14 protein-coding genes, 1 tRNA gene and 2 pseudogenes are annotated in these 16,554 nt (G+C 37.1%); 8 read left to right on the top strand and 9 right to left on the bottom strand.

Translation table 11 applies throughout. From position 1 onward, the window contains the following. Positions 1-15: 15 nt before the first annotated feature. Both adeE and adeD read right to left on the bottom strand, forming a co-directional pair. A complete protein-coding gene (gene adeE, locus MKL51_RS07360; RefSeq protein WP_032041959.1) occupies positions 16-3,129 on the bottom strand; it encodes a multidrug efflux RND transporter permease subunit AdeE in 3,114 nt (1,037 codons plus the stop codon). 9 nt (positions 3,130-3,138) lie between these two features. Beyond that, a complete protein-coding gene (gene adeD, locus MKL51_RS07355) occupies positions 3,139-4,263 on the bottom strand; it encodes a multidrug efflux RND transporter periplasmic adaptor subunit AdeD (protein ID WP_032041957.1) in 1,125 nt (374 codons plus the stop codon). A gap of 77 nt (positions 4,264-4,340) precedes the next feature. Between adeD and MKL51_RS07350 the strand changes: the two genes are divergently transcribed. Then, positions 4,341-4,958 (top strand): TetR/AcrR family transcriptional regulator, encoded by a 618-nt coding sequence (locus MKL51_RS07350; RefSeq protein WP_032041956.1) that lies wholly within the window; start codon positions 4,341-4,343, stop codon positions 4,956-4,958. Between the two features lie 143 nt (positions 4,959-5,101). Here the strand turns inward: MKL51_RS07350 and MKL51_RS07345 are convergent, their stop codons facing one another. Beyond that, positions 5,102-5,656 carry a TetR/AcrR family transcriptional regulator gene (locus MKL51_RS07345; protein ID WP_032041955.1) on the bottom strand — a complete coding sequence of 185 codons (555 nt, stop codon included), beginning with the start codon at positions 5,654-5,656 and terminating at the stop codon, positions 5,102-5,104. A gap of 788 nt (positions 5,657-6,444) precedes the next feature. Here MKL51_RS07345 and MKL51_RS07335 point away from each other — a divergent pair. From MKL51_RS07335 to MKL51_RS20975, 5 genes and pseudogenes are all read left to right on the top strand, one after another. Beyond that, positions 6,445-7,266, top strand: a complete 822-nt coding sequence (locus tag MKL51_RS07335) for an ROK family protein (protein WP_032007042.1) — start codon at positions 6,445-6,447, stop codon at positions 7,264-7,266. 6 nt (positions 7,267-7,272) lie between these two features. Then, positions 7,273-7,854, top strand: a complete 582-nt coding sequence (locus MKL51_RS07330; RefSeq protein WP_032007041.1) for a histidine phosphatase family protein — start codon at positions 7,273-7,275, stop codon at positions 7,852-7,854. Positions 7,855-7,996: 142 nt separating this feature from the next. Beyond that, on the top strand, positions 7,997-8,209 hold the full coding sequence (locus tag MKL51_RS07325) for a hypothetical protein (RefSeq protein ID WP_228131182.1): 213 nt from the start codon (positions 7,997-7,999) through the stop codon (positions 8,207-8,209). Between the two features lie 45 nt (positions 8,210-8,254). Continuing rightward, a pseudogene (locus MKL51_RS21035) lies at positions 8,255-8,647 on the top strand (DUF7878 domain-containing protein). Positions 8,648-8,820: 173 nt separating this feature from the next. Beyond that, the gene (locus MKL51_RS20975; RefSeq protein WP_032007040.1) at positions 8,821-9,123 is read left to right on the top strand and encodes a hypothetical protein; all 303 of its coding nucleotides are present in this window, start codon (positions 8,821-8,823) and stop codon (positions 9,121-9,123) included. Positions 9,124-9,281: 158 nt separating this feature from the next. Here the strand turns inward: MKL51_RS20975 and MKL51_RS07320 are convergent, their stop codons facing one another. The 4 genes from MKL51_RS07320 to greB form a co-directional block, all read right to left on the bottom strand. Continuing rightward, on the bottom strand, positions 9,282-9,995 hold the full coding sequence (locus MKL51_RS07320; protein WP_032007039.1) for a DUF4882 family protein: 714 nt from the start codon (positions 9,993-9,995) through the stop codon (positions 9,282-9,284). A gap of 241 nt (positions 9,996-10,236) precedes the next feature. Next, the gene (locus MKL51_RS07315; protein ID WP_032007038.1) at positions 10,237-11,115 is read right to left on the bottom strand and encodes a MetQ/NlpA family ABC transporter substrate-binding protein; all 879 of its coding nucleotides are present in this window, start codon (positions 11,113-11,115) and stop codon (positions 10,237-10,239) included. A gap of 446 nt (positions 11,116-11,561) precedes the next feature. Beyond that, positions 11,562-11,651: transfer RNA gene (locus tag MKL51_RS07310), tRNA-Ser, on the bottom strand. Between the two features lie 89 nt (positions 11,652-11,740). After that, positions 11,741-12,235 (bottom strand): transcription elongation factor GreB, encoded by a 495-nt coding sequence (gene greB / locus MKL51_RS07305; protein WP_032007037.1) that lies wholly within the window; start codon positions 12,233-12,235, stop codon positions 11,741-11,743. Between the two features lie 372 nt (positions 12,236-12,607). Between greB and MKL51_RS07300 the strand changes: the two genes are divergently transcribed. Next, positions 12,608-13,720, top strand: a complete 1,113-nt coding sequence (locus MKL51_RS07300) for a transglycosylase SLT domain-containing protein (RefSeq protein WP_032007035.1) — start codon at positions 12,608-12,610, stop codon at positions 13,718-13,720. A 90-nt stretch (positions 13,721-13,810) separates the two neighbouring features. On the opposite strand, the gene MKL51_RS07295 is transcribed toward MKL51_RS07300, so the two are convergent. Both MKL51_RS07295 and ttcA read right to left on the bottom strand, forming a co-directional pair. Then, positions 13,811-14,194: an SCP2 sterol-binding domain-containing protein gene (locus MKL51_RS07295; RefSeq protein WP_002118641.1), complete on the bottom strand. Its 384-nt coding sequence runs from the start codon at positions 14,192-14,194 to the stop codon at positions 13,811-13,813. Positions 14,195-14,398: 204 nt separating this feature from the next. Further along, positions 14,399-15,304, bottom strand: coding sequence for a tRNA 2-thiocytidine(32) synthetase TtcA (ttcA, locus tag MKL51_RS07290; protein ID WP_002118895.1), 906 nt, complete (start codon positions 15,302-15,304; stop codon positions 14,399-14,401). A 504-nt stretch (positions 15,305-15,808) separates the two neighbouring features. On the opposite strand from ttcA, the pseudogene MKL51_RS07285 reads away from it, so the two are divergent. Further along, positions 15,809-16,484, top strand: a pseudogene (locus MKL51_RS07285) (lytic transglycosylase domain-containing protein); the annotation flags it as partial. Between the last annotated feature and the right edge of the window lie 70 nt (positions 16,485-16,554).

Raw genomic sequence — 16,554 nt, 5'->3', positions numbered from 1 at the left:
TTCTATTTTGTAAAATCATTTGGCCTTTTTGGTGTTTAACTTATTGGTTAAACGACGAACTAAAAGAAAAAATAAAGGCACAAAGAAAATAGAAAGTAGAGTTCCCGAAATCATCCCACCAGTTACGGCGATACCAATTTCTTTTCGGCTAACAGCCCCTGCTCCTGTAGATACAGCCAATGGAAGAACACCTGCAACAAAAGCCAGAGATGTCATAATAATTGGCCGTAATCGCTGACCCGCACCTTCAATAATAGCGTCCATTAATGCCTGACCAGCCTCTAACTTGGCTGCCGCAAATTCAACAATCAAAATGGCATTTTTGGCAGAAAGCCCAATGGTGGTAAGCATAGCGACCTGAAAGTAAATATCGTTAACAAAACCTGCCAGACTTGCAGCAACTACAGCCCCAATAAGACCTAAAGGAATCACTAGCATGACAGAGACAGGAATAGACCAACTTTCATAAAGTGCTGCCAAACATAAAAAGATAAAGATGATTGAGGCTAAATATAACCAGATCGTTTGGCCACCCGCTAGTTTCTCTTGATAAGACAACCCACTCCACTGAAGATTAAAACCTTGTTGTTGGTCTACTAACTGCTGCATCTTATCCATAGCCCCACCAGAACTCTCACCAGCTGCCGCAGAGCCTTGTATTTGAACGGCTGAAAGACCGTTAAAGCGTTGCAGCATTTGAGGGCCCATCTGCCATTTCACAGAAGAGAAGCTAGAAAATGGCGTCATCTCACCAGTAGCACCGCGAACATACCATTGCCCAATATCTTGAGGTAAGGAACGATAGATTGCCTCTCCTTGCAAATAAACTCGCTTAACACGTCCCTGATCTATGAAATCGTTAATATAAGATCCGCCCCACGCCGATGAGAGCGTATTACTAATATCTGCTTGGGCTAATCCAAGAGCACTGGCTTTTCTTTGATCGATATCGACTTGTAACTGGGCTTTATCTTCTAAGCTATTTAAACGTACTGCAGCTAGGCCAGAATCAGCATTTGCTGCTTTTAACACATTATTTTGTGCTGCGAGTAAAGCATCTCGTCCTTTATTTTCAGCATCTTGCAACCAAAATTCAAAGCCACTAGATTGCCCAAGGCCTCTTACAGCAGCGGGTGAAAGTACCTGAACACGTGCGTTACGCAGTGACTTAAAATGTGCATTTGCACGAGCAATCACAGCTTCGGCTGTATTTTCACTACCTTCTCGGTCATCCCAATGTTTGAGTCCGGCAAATGCCATTCCCACATTTTGCCCACTGCCTGCGTTATTTCTACCCATCACCATGAAAATCACATTGAGATTATTCTTTTCTTTCGTCAAAAAGTAATCTGCAATCTGATTACCAACCCGCTCTGTTTCAGCTAGTGTCGTGCCTACAGGCGTACTAAATTGAACCATAACCGAGCCTTGGTCTTCTTGTGGTAAAAACCCCGTATTCATACGCGTATATTGCCAACCTAACAAAGCTGTAATACCTACGAATATGATCATAAAGACTTTGGGTTTACCTAAAACAGCAACTAGCTTTGTGCGGTAGCCTGACTGCCCTTGTTCGACTTTACGATTGAACCAAGTAAAGAATTTTCTCTGCTTATGTTTTTCATTTGCAGGTTTGAGTAATGTTGCACATAACGCAGGTGAAAGTGTTAAAGCAACAATTGCTGAAAGTACCATTGCCGATACGAGCGTTACCGAGAACTGGCGATAGATAATCCCGACGGAACCACCAAAAAATGCCATAGGTAAAAATACCGCTGCGAGTACCATGGCAATACCCACGAGCGCACCCGATATCTCCTGCATTGAAATTAGGGTGGCTTGCCGAGCATCAAGATTTTGCTCATGCATAACCCGCTCGACATTTTCTACAACGACAATCGCGTCATCTACCAGTAAACCAATTGCGAGTACCATCGCAAACAAAGTCAGTGTATTAATGCTATAGCCAAGTACGCTCAACACACCAAATGTTCCTAACAATACAACTGGAACAGCAATTGCCGGAATTAAAGTCGCACGCCAGCTCTGCAAAAATAAGAACATGACAATAATAACGAGAACAATCGCTTCAGCTAAAGTTTTAATCACTCCATTTACAGAAGCTTCTACAAATGGCGTACTGTCGCGTGGGTATGCAACTTTTAAACCCGCTGGCATAGAGGCAGTTAACCGTGTGACTTCAGCTTTAACTCGTTCAGCCGTTTCTAATGCATTGGCACCAGAAGCAAGTTGAATAGACATACCCGAAGCTGGTTTTCCATTCAAACGTGTAGAAGTCTGATAACTCTCTGCACCACGCTCGACTCGGGCAACATCTTTAAGTAATACAACCGCACCATTTGTTTGTGTCCGCAAAATAATATTTTCAAATTGGCCCACAGTTTGTAGCCGAGATAATGCTGTTACTGTTGCATTTAGAGCCTGCCCATCACGCGTGGGTAATGCGCCCAATTCTCCTGCTGTAATTTGAGTGTTTTGTGCTTCAATTGCAGTTCTAACATCTGATGGCATTAATCCATAACTGTTTAATTTATGAGGATCAAGCCAGATGCGCATTGCATATTGAGCACCAAATACGGTGATTTCACCCACTCCATCGACCCGACTTAATGGGTCTTGCAGTGTACTCACCATATAGTCAGATATGTCGACAGAAGATCTAGTCCCACTTTCATCGTAAAGCGCAAAGACCAGTAAACTATCGCCTTGTGACTTTGTCACAGTGATCCCTTGCTGCTGAACCTCTTGAGGCAATCGACTAAGTGCCTGATTCACAGCATTTTGCACCTGCACCTGAGCAGTGTCAGGATTGGTATTCTGATCAAAACTAAGACTTATCCTTGCTTGCCCCGCCGAACTACTACTCGATGAAAAATAAAGTAGACCATCAATCCCTTTAATTTGTTGCTCCAAAATCTGGGTAACACTGTCTTCAACAGTTTTGGCAGATGCTCCCGGATAGTTTGCAGTAACATTTACACCCGGTGGTGCAATGTCAGGATATTGTTCAATGGGTAACGTTAAAATCGAAATCGTCCCCAATGCCATAATACAAATAGAGAGGACCCAAGCAAAAATAGGTCGTGCAATAAAAAAACTCGACAACATACGCAATCCTCAACTCATTGGGGTAGGTTCAATCGTCATGCCGGCACTTAAGCCTTGCAGACCCTCAACAATGACTTGATCTCCTGCTTTCAAGCCAGAGGTCACTAACCAACGATTATCAATTGCATCACCTAGAGTAATTTTTCGTTGCTCGGCTTTATTCTCTTTTCCAACAATCCAAACAAGTGGATTTCCTTCTGCGTCTCGGAACAGCGCACCTTGAGGAATTAAGACGCTGTTAGGACGTGTTCCCGTTCCGAGTTCTGCCCGCACATACAGGCCGGGCAATAACGCATTATTGGGATTGGGAAATGCTGCACGTAAGGTGACACTTCCTGTCGCCTCATCTACAGCAACATCACTAAACTTAAAAGTCCCCTGTTCTGCATAGGCAGTGCCATTCTCAAGCTTCAAACGTACTGAAAGTTCAGTCGGTTTTATTCCATTTTCAGTAAGCTGTTTACGCAGTGCCATGTATTCATCACTCGACTGAGTCAAATCGACATACATGGGGTCCAGTTTTTGAATCGTTGCTAAAGGATCTGTTTGAGCAGAGGTGACTAAAGCCCCACGTGTAATAGATGAACGCCCTATTCGTCCTGAAATTGGCGCACTAACTTGTGTGTAACGTAAATTGGTTCGTGCTGTTTTCAGTACAGCTTCATTTACGGCAACAGTCGCTTTCGCTTGCTCATATGCACTTTGAGCATTATCAAGCTCCTGTTGACTCACCCCATTTACTTTAATTAGTTCTTTATAACGCTCGGCTTGAAGGCGAGTCGAATTTACAGTGGCTTTTGCTAATGCAAGATTACCAGCGGCTTCATCCACGCCATCCCGATAGAGTGATGAATCAATTTTATAAAGTGGCTGCCCTTTGCTTACTTGCGTGCCTTCTTTAAATAATTGCTCTATTACTACTCCATTGACTTGTGGACGGACCTGAGAAATTTCAGAGGCCACCGTTCTTCCAGCCAATTGATAGGTAGATTCAATCGTCTCTGGTTTTATAGTGATCGTACCCACCTGCTGAATATTTTTAGGGGCAGGCTGATCAGAATCACATCCATTTAAAAAAACAAATAAAGGCAATAAATATATAAACTTACGGTAATTAAAACTTAGATCAAGCATATCTGGGACCCCAGACTTATAGACAATTTATTTACTTTACTGTAAAGTAAATAAATAAGATGTGCAAGAAAGTCGATATGTTAAAAAAATCTCCAGGTCGTCCCTCTCGAATTCGCCCTACTATCATTGCTGCAGCACGCGAACTATTTCTAGAGCATGGATTAGAAGTCCGTTTAGAGGCTGTTGCCACGAAAGCCGGTACAAATCGACAAACTTTATATAACCACTTCCCGACCAAGACAGCGTTACTTATTGAAGTCTTTGATCATTTAAAAGCAGAAATGGAAGCACCTTTCATTGAGCAGCATGAATTGAAAAATAAGCGTCTAGATCAATTATTGTTAGAAATTGGACAGTCTGTACAAAATCATTTTTATCATATTGACGTCATTCGCCTGCAAAGATTGCTGATTATTGCCTTAGTTGAAATGAAAGAAATTCTTCCTAAAATTCAGCAACGTACTCAAGGGAATATTAAAAGATCTTTAACCGATATTCTTGTAACTGCACACAATGCTGGTATTGTTAAAATTGATCAGCCAGAGGAAGCAACAAAGGCTTTCCTCGGTGCGGTAATGGGCTATACCTATCCCGCTACGTTGATTAGTGGAAACATTCCGACTCCAGAAGAACTAAAACAGTTAAATGAAGAAGTGTGTCGTACCTTTTTAAAAGCATGGCAATATAAAGAATAGCCCCACAACAAAAGCCCTTAAGACAAAAAGGGCTTTTTTAAATTAGACATTTAAACGTCGTATCAATTATTAATGGCTTGAAGAAACATCCAGCAAACTTATTTAAGCAGATTTAGCATGGATATTTTCATGCTTCATTCATCCTATTTAAACTGCTTCAAAAAACAGTCTAATATCATCTCTCTATCCCCTACTTGACCCGAGCTTAAAAGCTGAATAATAGTCCCCTCAATCATATATAAAAATAATTTGGCGTCCTGAAAAGAAGCATCTTTTTTTAGTTTTATTAACTGACTATAGATTTCATTAAGCAACCATGTTCTATATCTCATTGCGGTGATATAGGCTTTTGGATAGGTCAGTTTGATTTCAAAAATTGCTTTAAATAATAGATAGTAAAGTCCCTCCAAATCGGTGTGTAAGACATAAAGTTTCTTAAGTTTATCCACCACACTTGTTTGACTGGTGTACTCAACCATTGAAACTACTTTTTCTTTTAAACGTTCTTTTTGCACGATCATGCAGATTTCAATGAACCGTTCTTTAGAGTGAAAGTAATGATAAAAAGTCGCTTTGGGAATTTGAGACTCTTTCACAATTCTGTCGACTCCAACCGTATGAAATCCGCGATGGTGAAACAGATCAATTGATTTATTTACGACTTGTATGGCACGTGGGGAGATCACTAAATTTGGCATAGTTTTACCGTTATAAAATTATTGTTGTAGATAAGCGAGATGCTTTTTTGGGAGAAAAAAAGGCATAGCAAAGCCGTTAAGACTGTGTTTTGCACATCTCAAGTTTTATTGTTGATTAAGTTTTTTGGTCGCGACGAATTAAAACCTGAAAGCGCTAATCGCTATCAAGCTGCTTATAAATTTAAGTCGTGTCGATATAGACTTTGGCAAAGGCTGCCAAGAGATTAAGAATGTGCAAAGCCAACTCCTTTTTATTGGGAGTTCTGCCAGACATTTATAGATTTATGGTGGCAGAACGAGAAAGGGTTCGCAGACTAGTATTATCTCAAACTAGCACACCCGTAGGTGTCCCTCTCCCGTCCTACCGCTACGGGAAAGGGACGAGTAGCTACCACACAAGACTATTCCTCAGAAGGAATGACTCTGATGCGGGAGATAATATTCGGTCTGCGACGACCGACTGGCAATGTAGGCCAGCAGGCAAAGAATAGTGCCCTGTTCTTTTACAGTCAAGCACACAAAATGACATTTGTTTTAATTTAGATCATTAAAAAGTAAGGATAAATAATGCGTGGGTTATTGTTAATGAGGGGTTTATAAAGGCATAAAAACAGAAAAATTAGTAAACAACTATTTGTTATATTTACGCCAATATTCAGTATAAGGAAAATGATAGATCTTCATTTGAATTAAATTTAAAAGTTATTACACAAACACTGATAATTATAAAAACACAATCCTCTAGACGCGCTAGAATTTTAAAAAATGATTTTTACATAAGGCATCGGATGAACAGACAGAAAATTGGTGTAGACCTTGGAGGTACTAAATTATTAATATTATGTGATGAAATTGAGGAGATATTTAGTACAGGAATTTCATTCACCCCAGAAGAATTAATATCACACCTACAATCTTTTATTTTAAAACATGGAATTAAGCCCGAAAGCATAAGCCTAGCAGTGCCGGGTCTAGTTAACGAATATGGGCACATTGTTAATTGTGATGTCCTCCCTGCATTTATAGGTTGGCAAGGAAATGAAGCATTAAAATTATTATGTAGTAAAACAATTATCTTAAATGATGTAAAAGCTGCCATGCATGCGGAACTAAATGATTCCTCGTCTCATGCTGCAAGCGGCATTATTATGATTGGGACAGGTATTGGGGCTGCATTCATAATAAATGGAAAACCCCTACTAGGAGCTAGTGGTTGGGCTGGTGAGCTAGGTTACTTACCAATAAAAAGTAATGAAGGAATTAAGCGTTTAGATGAAGTTGCAAGTGGCTCAGCAATTGCCAAGCAATGTGCACTCAGCCCATCTAATCTAGCATTAATGGCTAACAATGGAGATCAAGCAACTTTAACTGTTATAAAAGAGGCAGGCACAGCTTTAGGTCTTGGAATAGCAACTGTTATTAATCTTTTAAATCCATCGCAATTAGTAATAGGAGGAGGAACAATAGAATTACCCGGTTATTTAGACACGGCTTTAAAGTCTGCTAAAGAAAACTGCCTTCCTGAGCTTTGGCAAGATTGCGACATATCAAAAGTAAAAGCGGGAAGAAAAGTAGCTGCTTTAGGTGCTATACGTGCAATTGAACAATAAAATAATATGAGTATTTTTCTGATCCGACATGCTGAGAGTGAAGCCAATATTAATGGAAAAACCCTTTCGCATGCTTTGATTACTTTAAGTGAACATGGGTATAAACAAGCTCAAGCACTCTGTTCACAACTACCTAAAATTGATCATGTAATTGTGTCTCGATATTTGCGTACACATCAAACAGCTGCCCCACTTTTGGAAAAATATAATTTCACTTATGAAATAGATGAACATGTGCATGAGTTTAGCTATTTGTCTGAGCGTAAGTGTGCCAATACAAATATGGATGACCGTAAAGCTTGGGTAACTGCATACTGGGAGAAAATGGATTATCAGCATAGAGATGCCGATGATGCAGAGTCTTTTGAAGATCTATATGTTCGGGTTCAAGCTTTTCATGAAAAGCTAAAGGCATTAACTGAAAATTATGACCAAAAGAATTTGGCTGTGTTTAGCCACGGACAGTTTTTACAACTTTTGATGATGCAAATACAGCAGCCTCAGCCGTTATCCAAAGAGTTGATGCGGCAATTTAGATTCAACTTGATAAATCAGCCTATTGGGAACACTCAGATTTTTACTTATTGAACTGATAAATTTCGTATAAGGTGTATTGTGTATTTTAGGAAATTTTCATTTTTTCTAAGTCTAATAAAAAGGAAATATATGTCTTCATATTTTGATAGATATACATATTTAATAGGATTTTTTCTGGGATATTTAGATATTTTTGAAAGCAACCAAGATATTTTTAAATTATTTTCAAAAAAATCCTGATGAAATTCCTATATGCATTGATGAAATTTCAAAGCTAATAAATGATGATTTATTAGATTGGAAGATCTTTACAGATGAAGCAAATATTTACTTTCAATCTAAAACAGATTTTATTAATTTTTTTAATTGGCTCAAAACTGAATTAAACAAAATAACTTTAGAATAAAGTATTTATTAAGATATCTACTATATAAAATTAAAGAAAGGCAATATGGAAATTTCCTACGTAATCACGCATGGTCCACAAAGCTCTATCATAGATCCTATTGTTTCATCAGAAATTGAAGGTACTTTGATAATTAAAGTTAAAAATAAAATTATCTTCAAGGAAGAAGATCTACTATTATTAGAATTTGCCATTTACTTAAAACAATGACTTGATAGAGATGAGAAGCAAAATTTTTCTTATTCCTCTATGGAGTTTGAGGAAAAAAATATTCTCACTTTTGCAAAAGAAAAAGATAATTTATGGAGAATCAACTCAGTTTGGTTTAATAAAGATAAAAATAATATTTATGTAATGTATCCAGAGATAATAAATGCTTGTATTAATTTTATAAACAAATTAAAAAATGATTTTAAAGATATAACTTTTCAATATTAGAAAAAATATAAAATTAGGAGAGACAAGCTATTGCAGACTACTTTACACAAAAAAGATTAATATTTATACTGACAGAATTAAAGGTACTCTAAAAAATTAAATAAAGTTTCCATACTTCATGTTTTTTTAGAAAGTGATAAAATCAGATTATTCTTTAAAATTGGGATTCTTAAATGTTAAATACAATTTTATTTAGTATTACATTGGGAGTATTCACTTCCATAGTCTCAATTTTTCTTACAGAAAAAATAACAAATGTATTTTTTAATAAAAAAGAATTTTCTGAAAATTATATAATGTTTTCAAAAGTCTTCTATACTTTTTTGTTTATGATTTTTTCAATATTTTTCTCTATCCTCATAGGAAAAGGTTACCCTATTTATTTTGAAGAAAGCTTAAGACATGTTTTTATAAAAGGATACTTCTCGACCTATTTTATAATTTTTATCATTTTTGTTTTCCAAAAGAATACTTAATATTTTCTGACACACATTTTTTAGTAAAAACCAAATTAGCAGCAAATAATAATGTATAAATTATTTTATTTGATTCCAGATTTAAAAATAGATACTCAATAGACTAATAAATACTGCCTCATTAGATAGGGAGGCAGCATTTGGATATAGGGTCTATTTTAAAGAGGTGTTCCACAAATATCTGTGGTACCTGTTGGATAAGTAAATTGTAGTTTTGAATGATCAGATACTATTTCATATGATATTTCTTTTCCAAGTGAACTAGAGTTGGAAGTATAAAACCCTTCTTCAATGGCAATACCAAATTTCATTTTGCTTAATGGATTTGTATAACTCCATGTGTATCCCCTATCTACTCCATTTACAATATAACCAATTTTCTTGCTGATTTGATTGTAATAAATTCCCACTCTAACAGTTTCATTTGCTAAAACTTCTTTTTGTGTCTGATTTGGGGTTATGTTTCCAGAAATAGAACTCATGAACAAATTTTGCTGTGAACCATACGCACTTCCAAAACTTGGTGCGGCAAAAACAATACCGTCATAATTACTTGTTCCTGTGATAAATCCTGAAGCTAGTTCATTTGAGTTTAGATTTATTGGTTTCTTGAAAATATATTCAAAAGCAATCACATTAGACTGAGCAATATTGGTATCAGTTTTAGTTTTTATAAGTGTTCCTATGTTTATATTAGCCAAAGCCTTAGTTAACACTTTCTGACCAGTTATTGTTATATAGTTGCTTGGATTTGGTGTCCCTTCTGGTGTTTGTGAAGCGCTTGGATCAATCTCTAAATCACCAATTTTACATTCAGCCCAGCTCTGTGCACTGACAATTAATAGGCTAAGAATCAATATATTTTTTCTCATTATTTCACCTTAATTTTATTGTGATTTTTGATTGTATGGTAAAAGTTTAAGGTTTAGAAATTTTTCAGATAAAGAGATAATAGGTCAAGTATGCTAAGAATTATTTGATAGCTAGTCTTCTAAAATTAATATAAATCTTGTTCCGATAACTTTGGGTTTCCTTTAAAAATAAATAATCCAAAAGCTAAGCCCCGATTACCGAGACTTAGCTTTTAAAAATAATTTTAAATTAAAAAATTACTTATTTGATGTCTGCAAATTCAGAAACAGGTTTGTTCACTTCAACTTTTGTGCCACCGAATTTTTCGCTTACAAACTTTTGAACTTTAGGTAAGTGATAAAGTTCACCCAGTTTTGTATAGATCGGGTCGTTTTTGTTCGCTTCAGCAACACCCAACAAATTCACATAAAGCTTTGTAGACTGGTCAATAGGCTCACGGAAGATAGAATCTTTCATTACATTGAGGCCACCCTCAAGTGCTAATGTATTACCCAACACAATCGCATCTACATCATTCTTAACACGAACTGCTGTGGTCATTTGAATTGGTTTTAACTTCAAGTTTTTAGGGTTTTCAACGATGTCATTGGTCGTCCCTTTTACAGGGTCAAAGTCTGGTTTAAGTTTAATCAGTTTAGCAGACTGTAATAATGTTAAAGCACGCGCTTCATTGGCAGTATCGTTTGGAATCGCGATGGTCGCGCCTTGTGGGAACTCTTCAACAGATTTAACTTTATTTGCATAAATACCCATTGGCTCTAGGTAAGTTGTCGCAACAGCAGCAACTTTAGCTGTATTTGAAGAGTTATAAGCTGCCAAATAGTTAAATGACTGGAACGCATTTACATCTTGTTCGCCACTTGCTACAGATGTATTCAATACAACATAGTCTGTCAGGTTAGTCACTTCGAGTTTAATGCCCGCTTGAGCAGTTTCAGGAAGCGTTGCAACATATTTCCATACGTCAGTGTCTGAACCTGTTGATACCAGTTTAATAGTTCGAACTGATTCAGTTTTGTCTTTAGCTGATGCTGTATTTTCAGTTTTTGCAGGTTCTTTATTACATGCAGTCAGTGTTAGAACAGATGCGCTGAACAAAACACTAAATAATTTTTTCATAGATACATCCTAAAATAGGAAACGCCTATCTTACAAAAGAGTCAGGCATTGCCAACCAATGGGTCAAAATACAATTTTGGGGCGGAAATAATTTCCAGGTATCGGGTTTAGAAAACTGAATTCAGCATCATTCCTTCCTTGAACTTGCTCGCTGAACAATAGAATTATGTTTTGAAACAGTTTCTAAATATTGGCTCATCATATATCAATAAATGAATATTCTACAAATAACTTGTTCGATTCTGTTATATAGAAGCTTAATTGATAAGATATTGAAAATAAAAAATATATTATATAAATATAGTAATTTTGATTAAAATATATACTTATTTGATTTATATGAAATTTTCAGGATTTATTAGCAGTATTTAAGCTAAATCTTACTGTAATGTAGACACTAGGTATAAAAAAAAAGCCCTTGTCATTAACAAGGGCTTTTAAGAATCTGGCGGAAGCGGTGAGATTCGAACTCACGGAGGACTCACACCCTCGTCGGTTTTCAAGACCGGTGCATTAAACCGCTCTGCCACGCTTCCAACGAGCGCTATAATATAAATAAAAATTGAAGTTGGCAAATCTTTTATTTAATTTTTAATTCAACCGCTCAAAATAAACACAAATCTATTTAAATTTCTGAGTTTTCCGTCTTTTCATAGCGAATTGTATTGATATACCACAGCTTTTTTCCAGATGGCGTGTGTACTTCAACCTCATCATCAACTTCTTTGCCGAGCAATGCGCGAGCCATAGGCGACTCAATCGAGATATGTTGAGGGTGATGATCATAAATTTCATCAATTCCTACAATACGTAAAGTTTTTTGCTCACCTTCTTCGTTTTCAATCTCAACCCAAGCGCCAAAGTAAACTTTGCCGTCTTGCTCAGGAGAGTAATCAACAATTTTTAATTCTTCTAAGCGTTTTCCTAAATAACGTACACGTCGATCAATTTTTCTAAGGAGCTGCTTATTATATTGATAATCCGCGTTTTCACTGCGGTCACCTAAGCTTGCAGCCCAATTTACTTTTTTAGTGATTTCCGGTCGTTCTTCATGCCAAAGTTGTTTTAATTCAGCAACTAATTTGTCATGCCCTGACCGAGTGATTAAGTTAGATTTCATGATAAAAAACCACTGTTCAACAACATATCGCTTACAAGATGTAGCATTTTATACCCTATTTTCTCACATCAGAAGTGTATAAATTTTCTTCCTTAAGAAATTCATGTGTTTATGATGATATATCGAAGTTTTAATTGTACAAAATTTGACATTACTTTTTTTCAATATTATGATGCGCGCAGTTTAAATGTTGAGCATTTTTTAACCCACTCGAAAACTATGTAGATTTTCTACACAGTTTGTTTTTTTCATTTCATGTCATTTTGAATGACGTCATGACTGCCCACCCCTTATTGAATTTATCAACTTTTAGAAGTTATGGCAGCTTTTTGTCTGACTTTTAGGGCATAAATTATCTGTAGCGGAGACAACATGCACAGTAATTCAAGTTCTGGGTCGAGGCTTTGCCTTAACTCTTTATTTTCTTCTCTCCCGTTAAAAGCTCTTGCACTTAGTACTATATTTCTCCCATTTCATAGTCTTAATGCAGGAAAAACCCTACAGTACAATACTGTAGTTAACACAAACACTTTAACTGTTGTTGCGGTAGAAAGCCCAACAACCGTTTTCAAAGAAGATCAGTTTTTACACGGTTTTGGTTACGACTTAGCACGTAACTATGCACAGAATCTAAATGTAAAGCTGGACTTTAAAATCGTGGCAGACAATGCCACTGCACTTAGATGGGTTCAGCAAGGTAAAGCAAACTTTGCGATGACTACAGCTGGTTTAAGCACAATCGAAAACAAAGGTTTGATGTCTTTTTCTGCAACTTGTGGTGACACAGCGAATTTGCAAAAAAATGGCTTAAATCCTGAGTTAAGTTGGGTATTTAAACAGGCTGATGACCCACTCACTCAGACCGCCAGTGGCTTTGTATGCCAAAGTAAGCAAAATGGTGTGACACAACAGCTTGCCTCTTTTTATAACCGCAATGTGGTGAAACCAGAAGCATGGTCAACCATTCAACGTGACTTAAGTACACGTTTACCGATCTACAAAGCAAGCTTTAAACAAAGTGCCGCGAAGTATGATCTAGATTGGCATTTACTTGCCGCAATTGGTTATCAAGAGTCATATTTAAAGCCAGAATCTGTTTCTCCCACAGGTGTTCGCGGCTTAATGATGTTAACCAATAGCACTGCTCGAGCAATGGGTGTAAGCAATCGTAGCGATCCTGCTCAGAGTATTCAGGGCGGCGCGAAGTATTACGATTTGATGCTAACTGAATTTGATAATATTCCGTTCCCTGATCGGAACTGGTATGCGCTTGTGGCCTATAACATGGGACCGGGTGCGGTAAGTCAGATTCAGAAGCGCTTGCAATCTCAAGGGAAAGATCCGAACAAATGGGTTAATCTCTATGACTATTTGCAAAGCAATAAAGCGCGAAATGGTCGATATAAGCAAGCAGTTCAATATGTCACTCGTATCCGTGCTTATCTTGAACATATCAAAACGGCGCAAACACGAATCAATATCTAATTTTTATTTTCAAAAGTTGATAAATTCATGGTTTGTATCAATAAAAAGCTTACCTCTTCGGGTAAGCTTTTTATATGAATTCTTTTAGGATTAAGCAGTATGCTCTAATACTTTCTTAAACAAATCTTTTTGTTCTTGGCTTGGCTTAGCTGTTTGTAAAGCCATTAATTGAGACATATCGCCCTGAACTTTAATTTTACCAGTCATGAATGCCTGCATAGCAGCAGCCATATCAAACTCTAAGAATACTTTACGTAAAGTTTCAGCATCCATATTTAAAGTTGTTTTGGCATTTGAAGACAAACCTTTTTGGATTTTACCCCCATCTAACGCTAATTCGGTATTTCCAGAAGCATCTGTAACTACTAAATTAATTGCCAAATTCGCAAGAGCGGGTGGCAAATTAAGATCACCTGCTTCAGCAGTTAATTTTTCGACAGTCGCAAACCAATCTTCAGTTAAAAATGCAGGCATGATTCTTCCTCAAATTTATTTGTTCAATTTCTCTGGTTGTCTATCCAGACAACATCATGTGAAGCAATTCTGCTTGTGCGTTGTTATAGCATGTAATTTAAATTTTGGGCTATGACTTTTTGTACGGAACATTCATTTTTTAGTATTTTGATACATTAAAGGCACTTGTTTATAAAGTGCCTTTAACATTGTCTACACTAGCTTTTATTCAGCAGCAAAGCTTAAGTTCACGACATCTAAACGGTTCTTCAGCTCTTCCGGATCTTTAATATCTAGCTCACGCTGAGAATCTAGAGCTTCAAAATCAAACAATTCACGGTCCGCTAACTGAGACGGAGATACATTTTGTAACGCCCCGAAAATGCTGTGTAAGCGTTTTGGATATTGTTTATCCCATTCACGTAGCATTTCGTTAAGCATGGCACGCTGTAGGTTTTCCTGCGAACCACAAAGGTTACATGGAATGATTGGGAACTGACGAATCTCGGCATATTTAATAATGTCTTTTTCTTCAACATATGCCAAAGGACGAATCAAAATGTTCTTTTTATCTGACGATAAAAGCTTTGGAGGCATCGCCTTTAAGCTACCGCCATGGAACAAATTCAAGAAGAACGTTGCAATGATGTCATCACGGTGATGACCTAAAGCAACTTTAGTGGCACCAATCTCTTGTGCAAAGCCATATAAAGAACCACGGCGTAAACGTGAACATACTGCACAGTAGGTTTTACCTTCCGGCGTTAAGCGTTTAGTAATGGTATAGGTGTCTTTTTCTAAAATGTAATATGGAATGTTGTTCTCTTCCATATAACGAGGCAAAACATCTTCAGGAAAGCCTGGTTGTTTTTGGTCGAGGTTAACCGCAACCACCTCAAAATTAATCGGTGCGATACGCTTAAACTGCAACAAAATATCGAGCAAGGTATAACTGTCTTTACCACCAGAGACACACACCATGACCTTATCGCCATCTTCAATCATATTGAAGTCACGAATAGCATGCCCAACTTGACGGCGAAGCTTCTTGAGCAAACGGTAATAGGCCGAGCTTGTTGGAAGTTCAGGCTTAAAATTAAATCCCTGATTGGACTCAACTGGCGCGTACATAGACGAGATATACCCATAAATAAAAATACCGCGCAATTTTATATGATTCAGAAGAGAATCGCATCAAAAGAATAGTTTCAATTCTTGAAGTCGTCACATTGCTCGTGCATGATGCAAAACACATGCTCTATTTTGACTAAAGCGTTCAAAATTTGTGCAAAATGCTTACTTTTTGGACTTTTCCACAGTTTTCCACAAAACCTGTGGATAAAATTGTGGATTTCTTCGTACTTGACAAACTGTTTTGGCCTTCTGTTAAGGGTTTTCTTTAAATTGATCATTTTTTAACCAATGTTTTTTGTTATTAACAATCAACAAGTTAACCATGTCAATAGAATCATTTTAAAAAAATTTTTTAATTTTTTTTGATGAGCATTCGAACAAATCAGCTTGATTTTTTGAAAGAGTCGAAATAAAAAAAATTACACAAATCTTCTTTAAGTAATATTTTTTGATAAACTCTTTTGCAAGTTTTGAGTACCTAAAAATTGTGAATAACATAAAATGAAAAATTCGGTTCAATTTCTTGTTTCTTGTTTGCTGGGGATGACCACTTTTACGGTCGGCACAACCTCGAGTTCAGCGGGTCAAATGTATATTTACCAAGATAAAAACGGTAGTACATTGCTCACCAACCGAAAAAGCTATGACCACTCTCTTAAAAAAGTAAAAGTGACCTATTACCCTGATAGTAATATTCACAGTTATACAAACTGGGGAGCATCAGAAGCTTCTGTTCTGCCAAGCTACAATAAGAATAAAAATGCTTTCGACCATATTATTAGACAAGCTGCACAACAACATGGTGTTTCAGAAGGTCTAATTAAAGCCGTTATGCACACCGAGTCAGGATTTAACGTAAGAGCTCGTTCGCCAGTAGGTGCTCAAGGCTTAATGCAGCTCATGCCTGCGACTGCCCGTCGTTTTAATGTCTCTAACGCCTATGACCCGCAACAAAATATTTTTGCAGGCGCTAAATATTTAAGCTGGTTACTCAAGCGTTTTAATGGAAACACGCAAATGGCGCTTGCGGCTTACAATGCCGGGGAAGGTAATGTCGACAAATATGGCGGTATTCCCCCTTTCCGTGAAACACAAGATTATGTGCGCCGTGTAACAAGTCGATACCAAAACCTATATGCATCGGGTTCAGGTTTTTCATCTTTTACGAATGCTTCAGTACAAACCGTTTCACATCCTTCTAATTTGGCAGAAAACACAACAGCTCAAATCACGACTCAATCACCTAA

The organism is Acinetobacter sp. AOR18_HL, from assembly GCF_027855145.1.
Taxonomy (GTDB): domain Bacteria; phylum Pseudomonadota; class Gammaproteobacteria; order Pseudomonadales; family Moraxellaceae; genus Acinetobacter; species Acinetobacter pittii.
This window is presented reverse-complemented; position numbering and strand designations above follow the sequence as displayed.

Coding starts and splice junctions, on each gene's coding strand:
- MKL51_RS20975 (WP_032007040.1), top strand. CDS start 8,821: ATGTTAAATACAATTTTATTTAGTATTACATTGGGAGTATTCACTTCC.
- ttcA (WP_002118895.1), bottom strand. CDS start 15,304: ATGTACGCGCCAGTTGAGTCCAATCAGGGATTTAATTTTAAGCCTGAA.
- MKL51_RS07300 (WP_032007035.1), top strand. CDS start 12,608: ATGCACAGTAATTCAAGTTCTGGGTCGAGGCTTTGCCTTAACTCTTTA.
- greB (WP_032007037.1), bottom strand. CDS start 12,235: ATGAAATCTAACTTAATCACTCGGTCAGGGCATGACAAATTAGTTGCT.
- adeE (WP_032041959.1), bottom strand. CDS start 3,129: ATGTTGTCGAGTTTTTTTATTGCACGACCTATTTTTGCTTGGGTCCTC.
- MKL51_RS07350 (WP_032041956.1), top strand. CDS start 4,341: ATGTTAAAAAAATCTCCAGGTCGTCCCTCTCGAATTCGCCCTACTATC.
- MKL51_RS07295 (WP_002118641.1), bottom strand. CDS start 14,194: ATGCCTGCATTTTTAACTGAAGATTGGTTTGCGACTGTCGAAAAATTA.
- MKL51_RS07320 (WP_032007039.1), bottom strand. CDS start 9,995: ATGAGAAAAAATATATTGATTCTTAGCCTATTAATTGTCAGTGCACAG.
- adeD (WP_032041957.1), bottom strand. CDS start 4,263: ATGCTTGATCTAAGTTTTAATTACCGTAAGTTTATATATTTATTGCCT.
- MKL51_RS07335 (WP_032007042.1), top strand. CDS start 6,445: ATGAACAGACAGAAAATTGGTGTAGACCTTGGAGGTACTAAATTATTA.
- MKL51_RS07345 (WP_032041955.1), bottom strand. CDS start 5,656: ATGCCAAATTTAGTGATCTCCCCACGTGCCATACAAGTCGTAAATAAA.
- MKL51_RS07315 (WP_032007038.1), bottom strand. CDS start 11,115: ATGAAAAAATTATTTAGTGTTTTGTTCAGCGCATCTGTTCTAACACTG.
- MKL51_RS07330 (WP_032007041.1), top strand. CDS start 7,273: ATGAGTATTTTTCTGATCCGACATGCTGAGAGTGAAGCCAATATTAAT.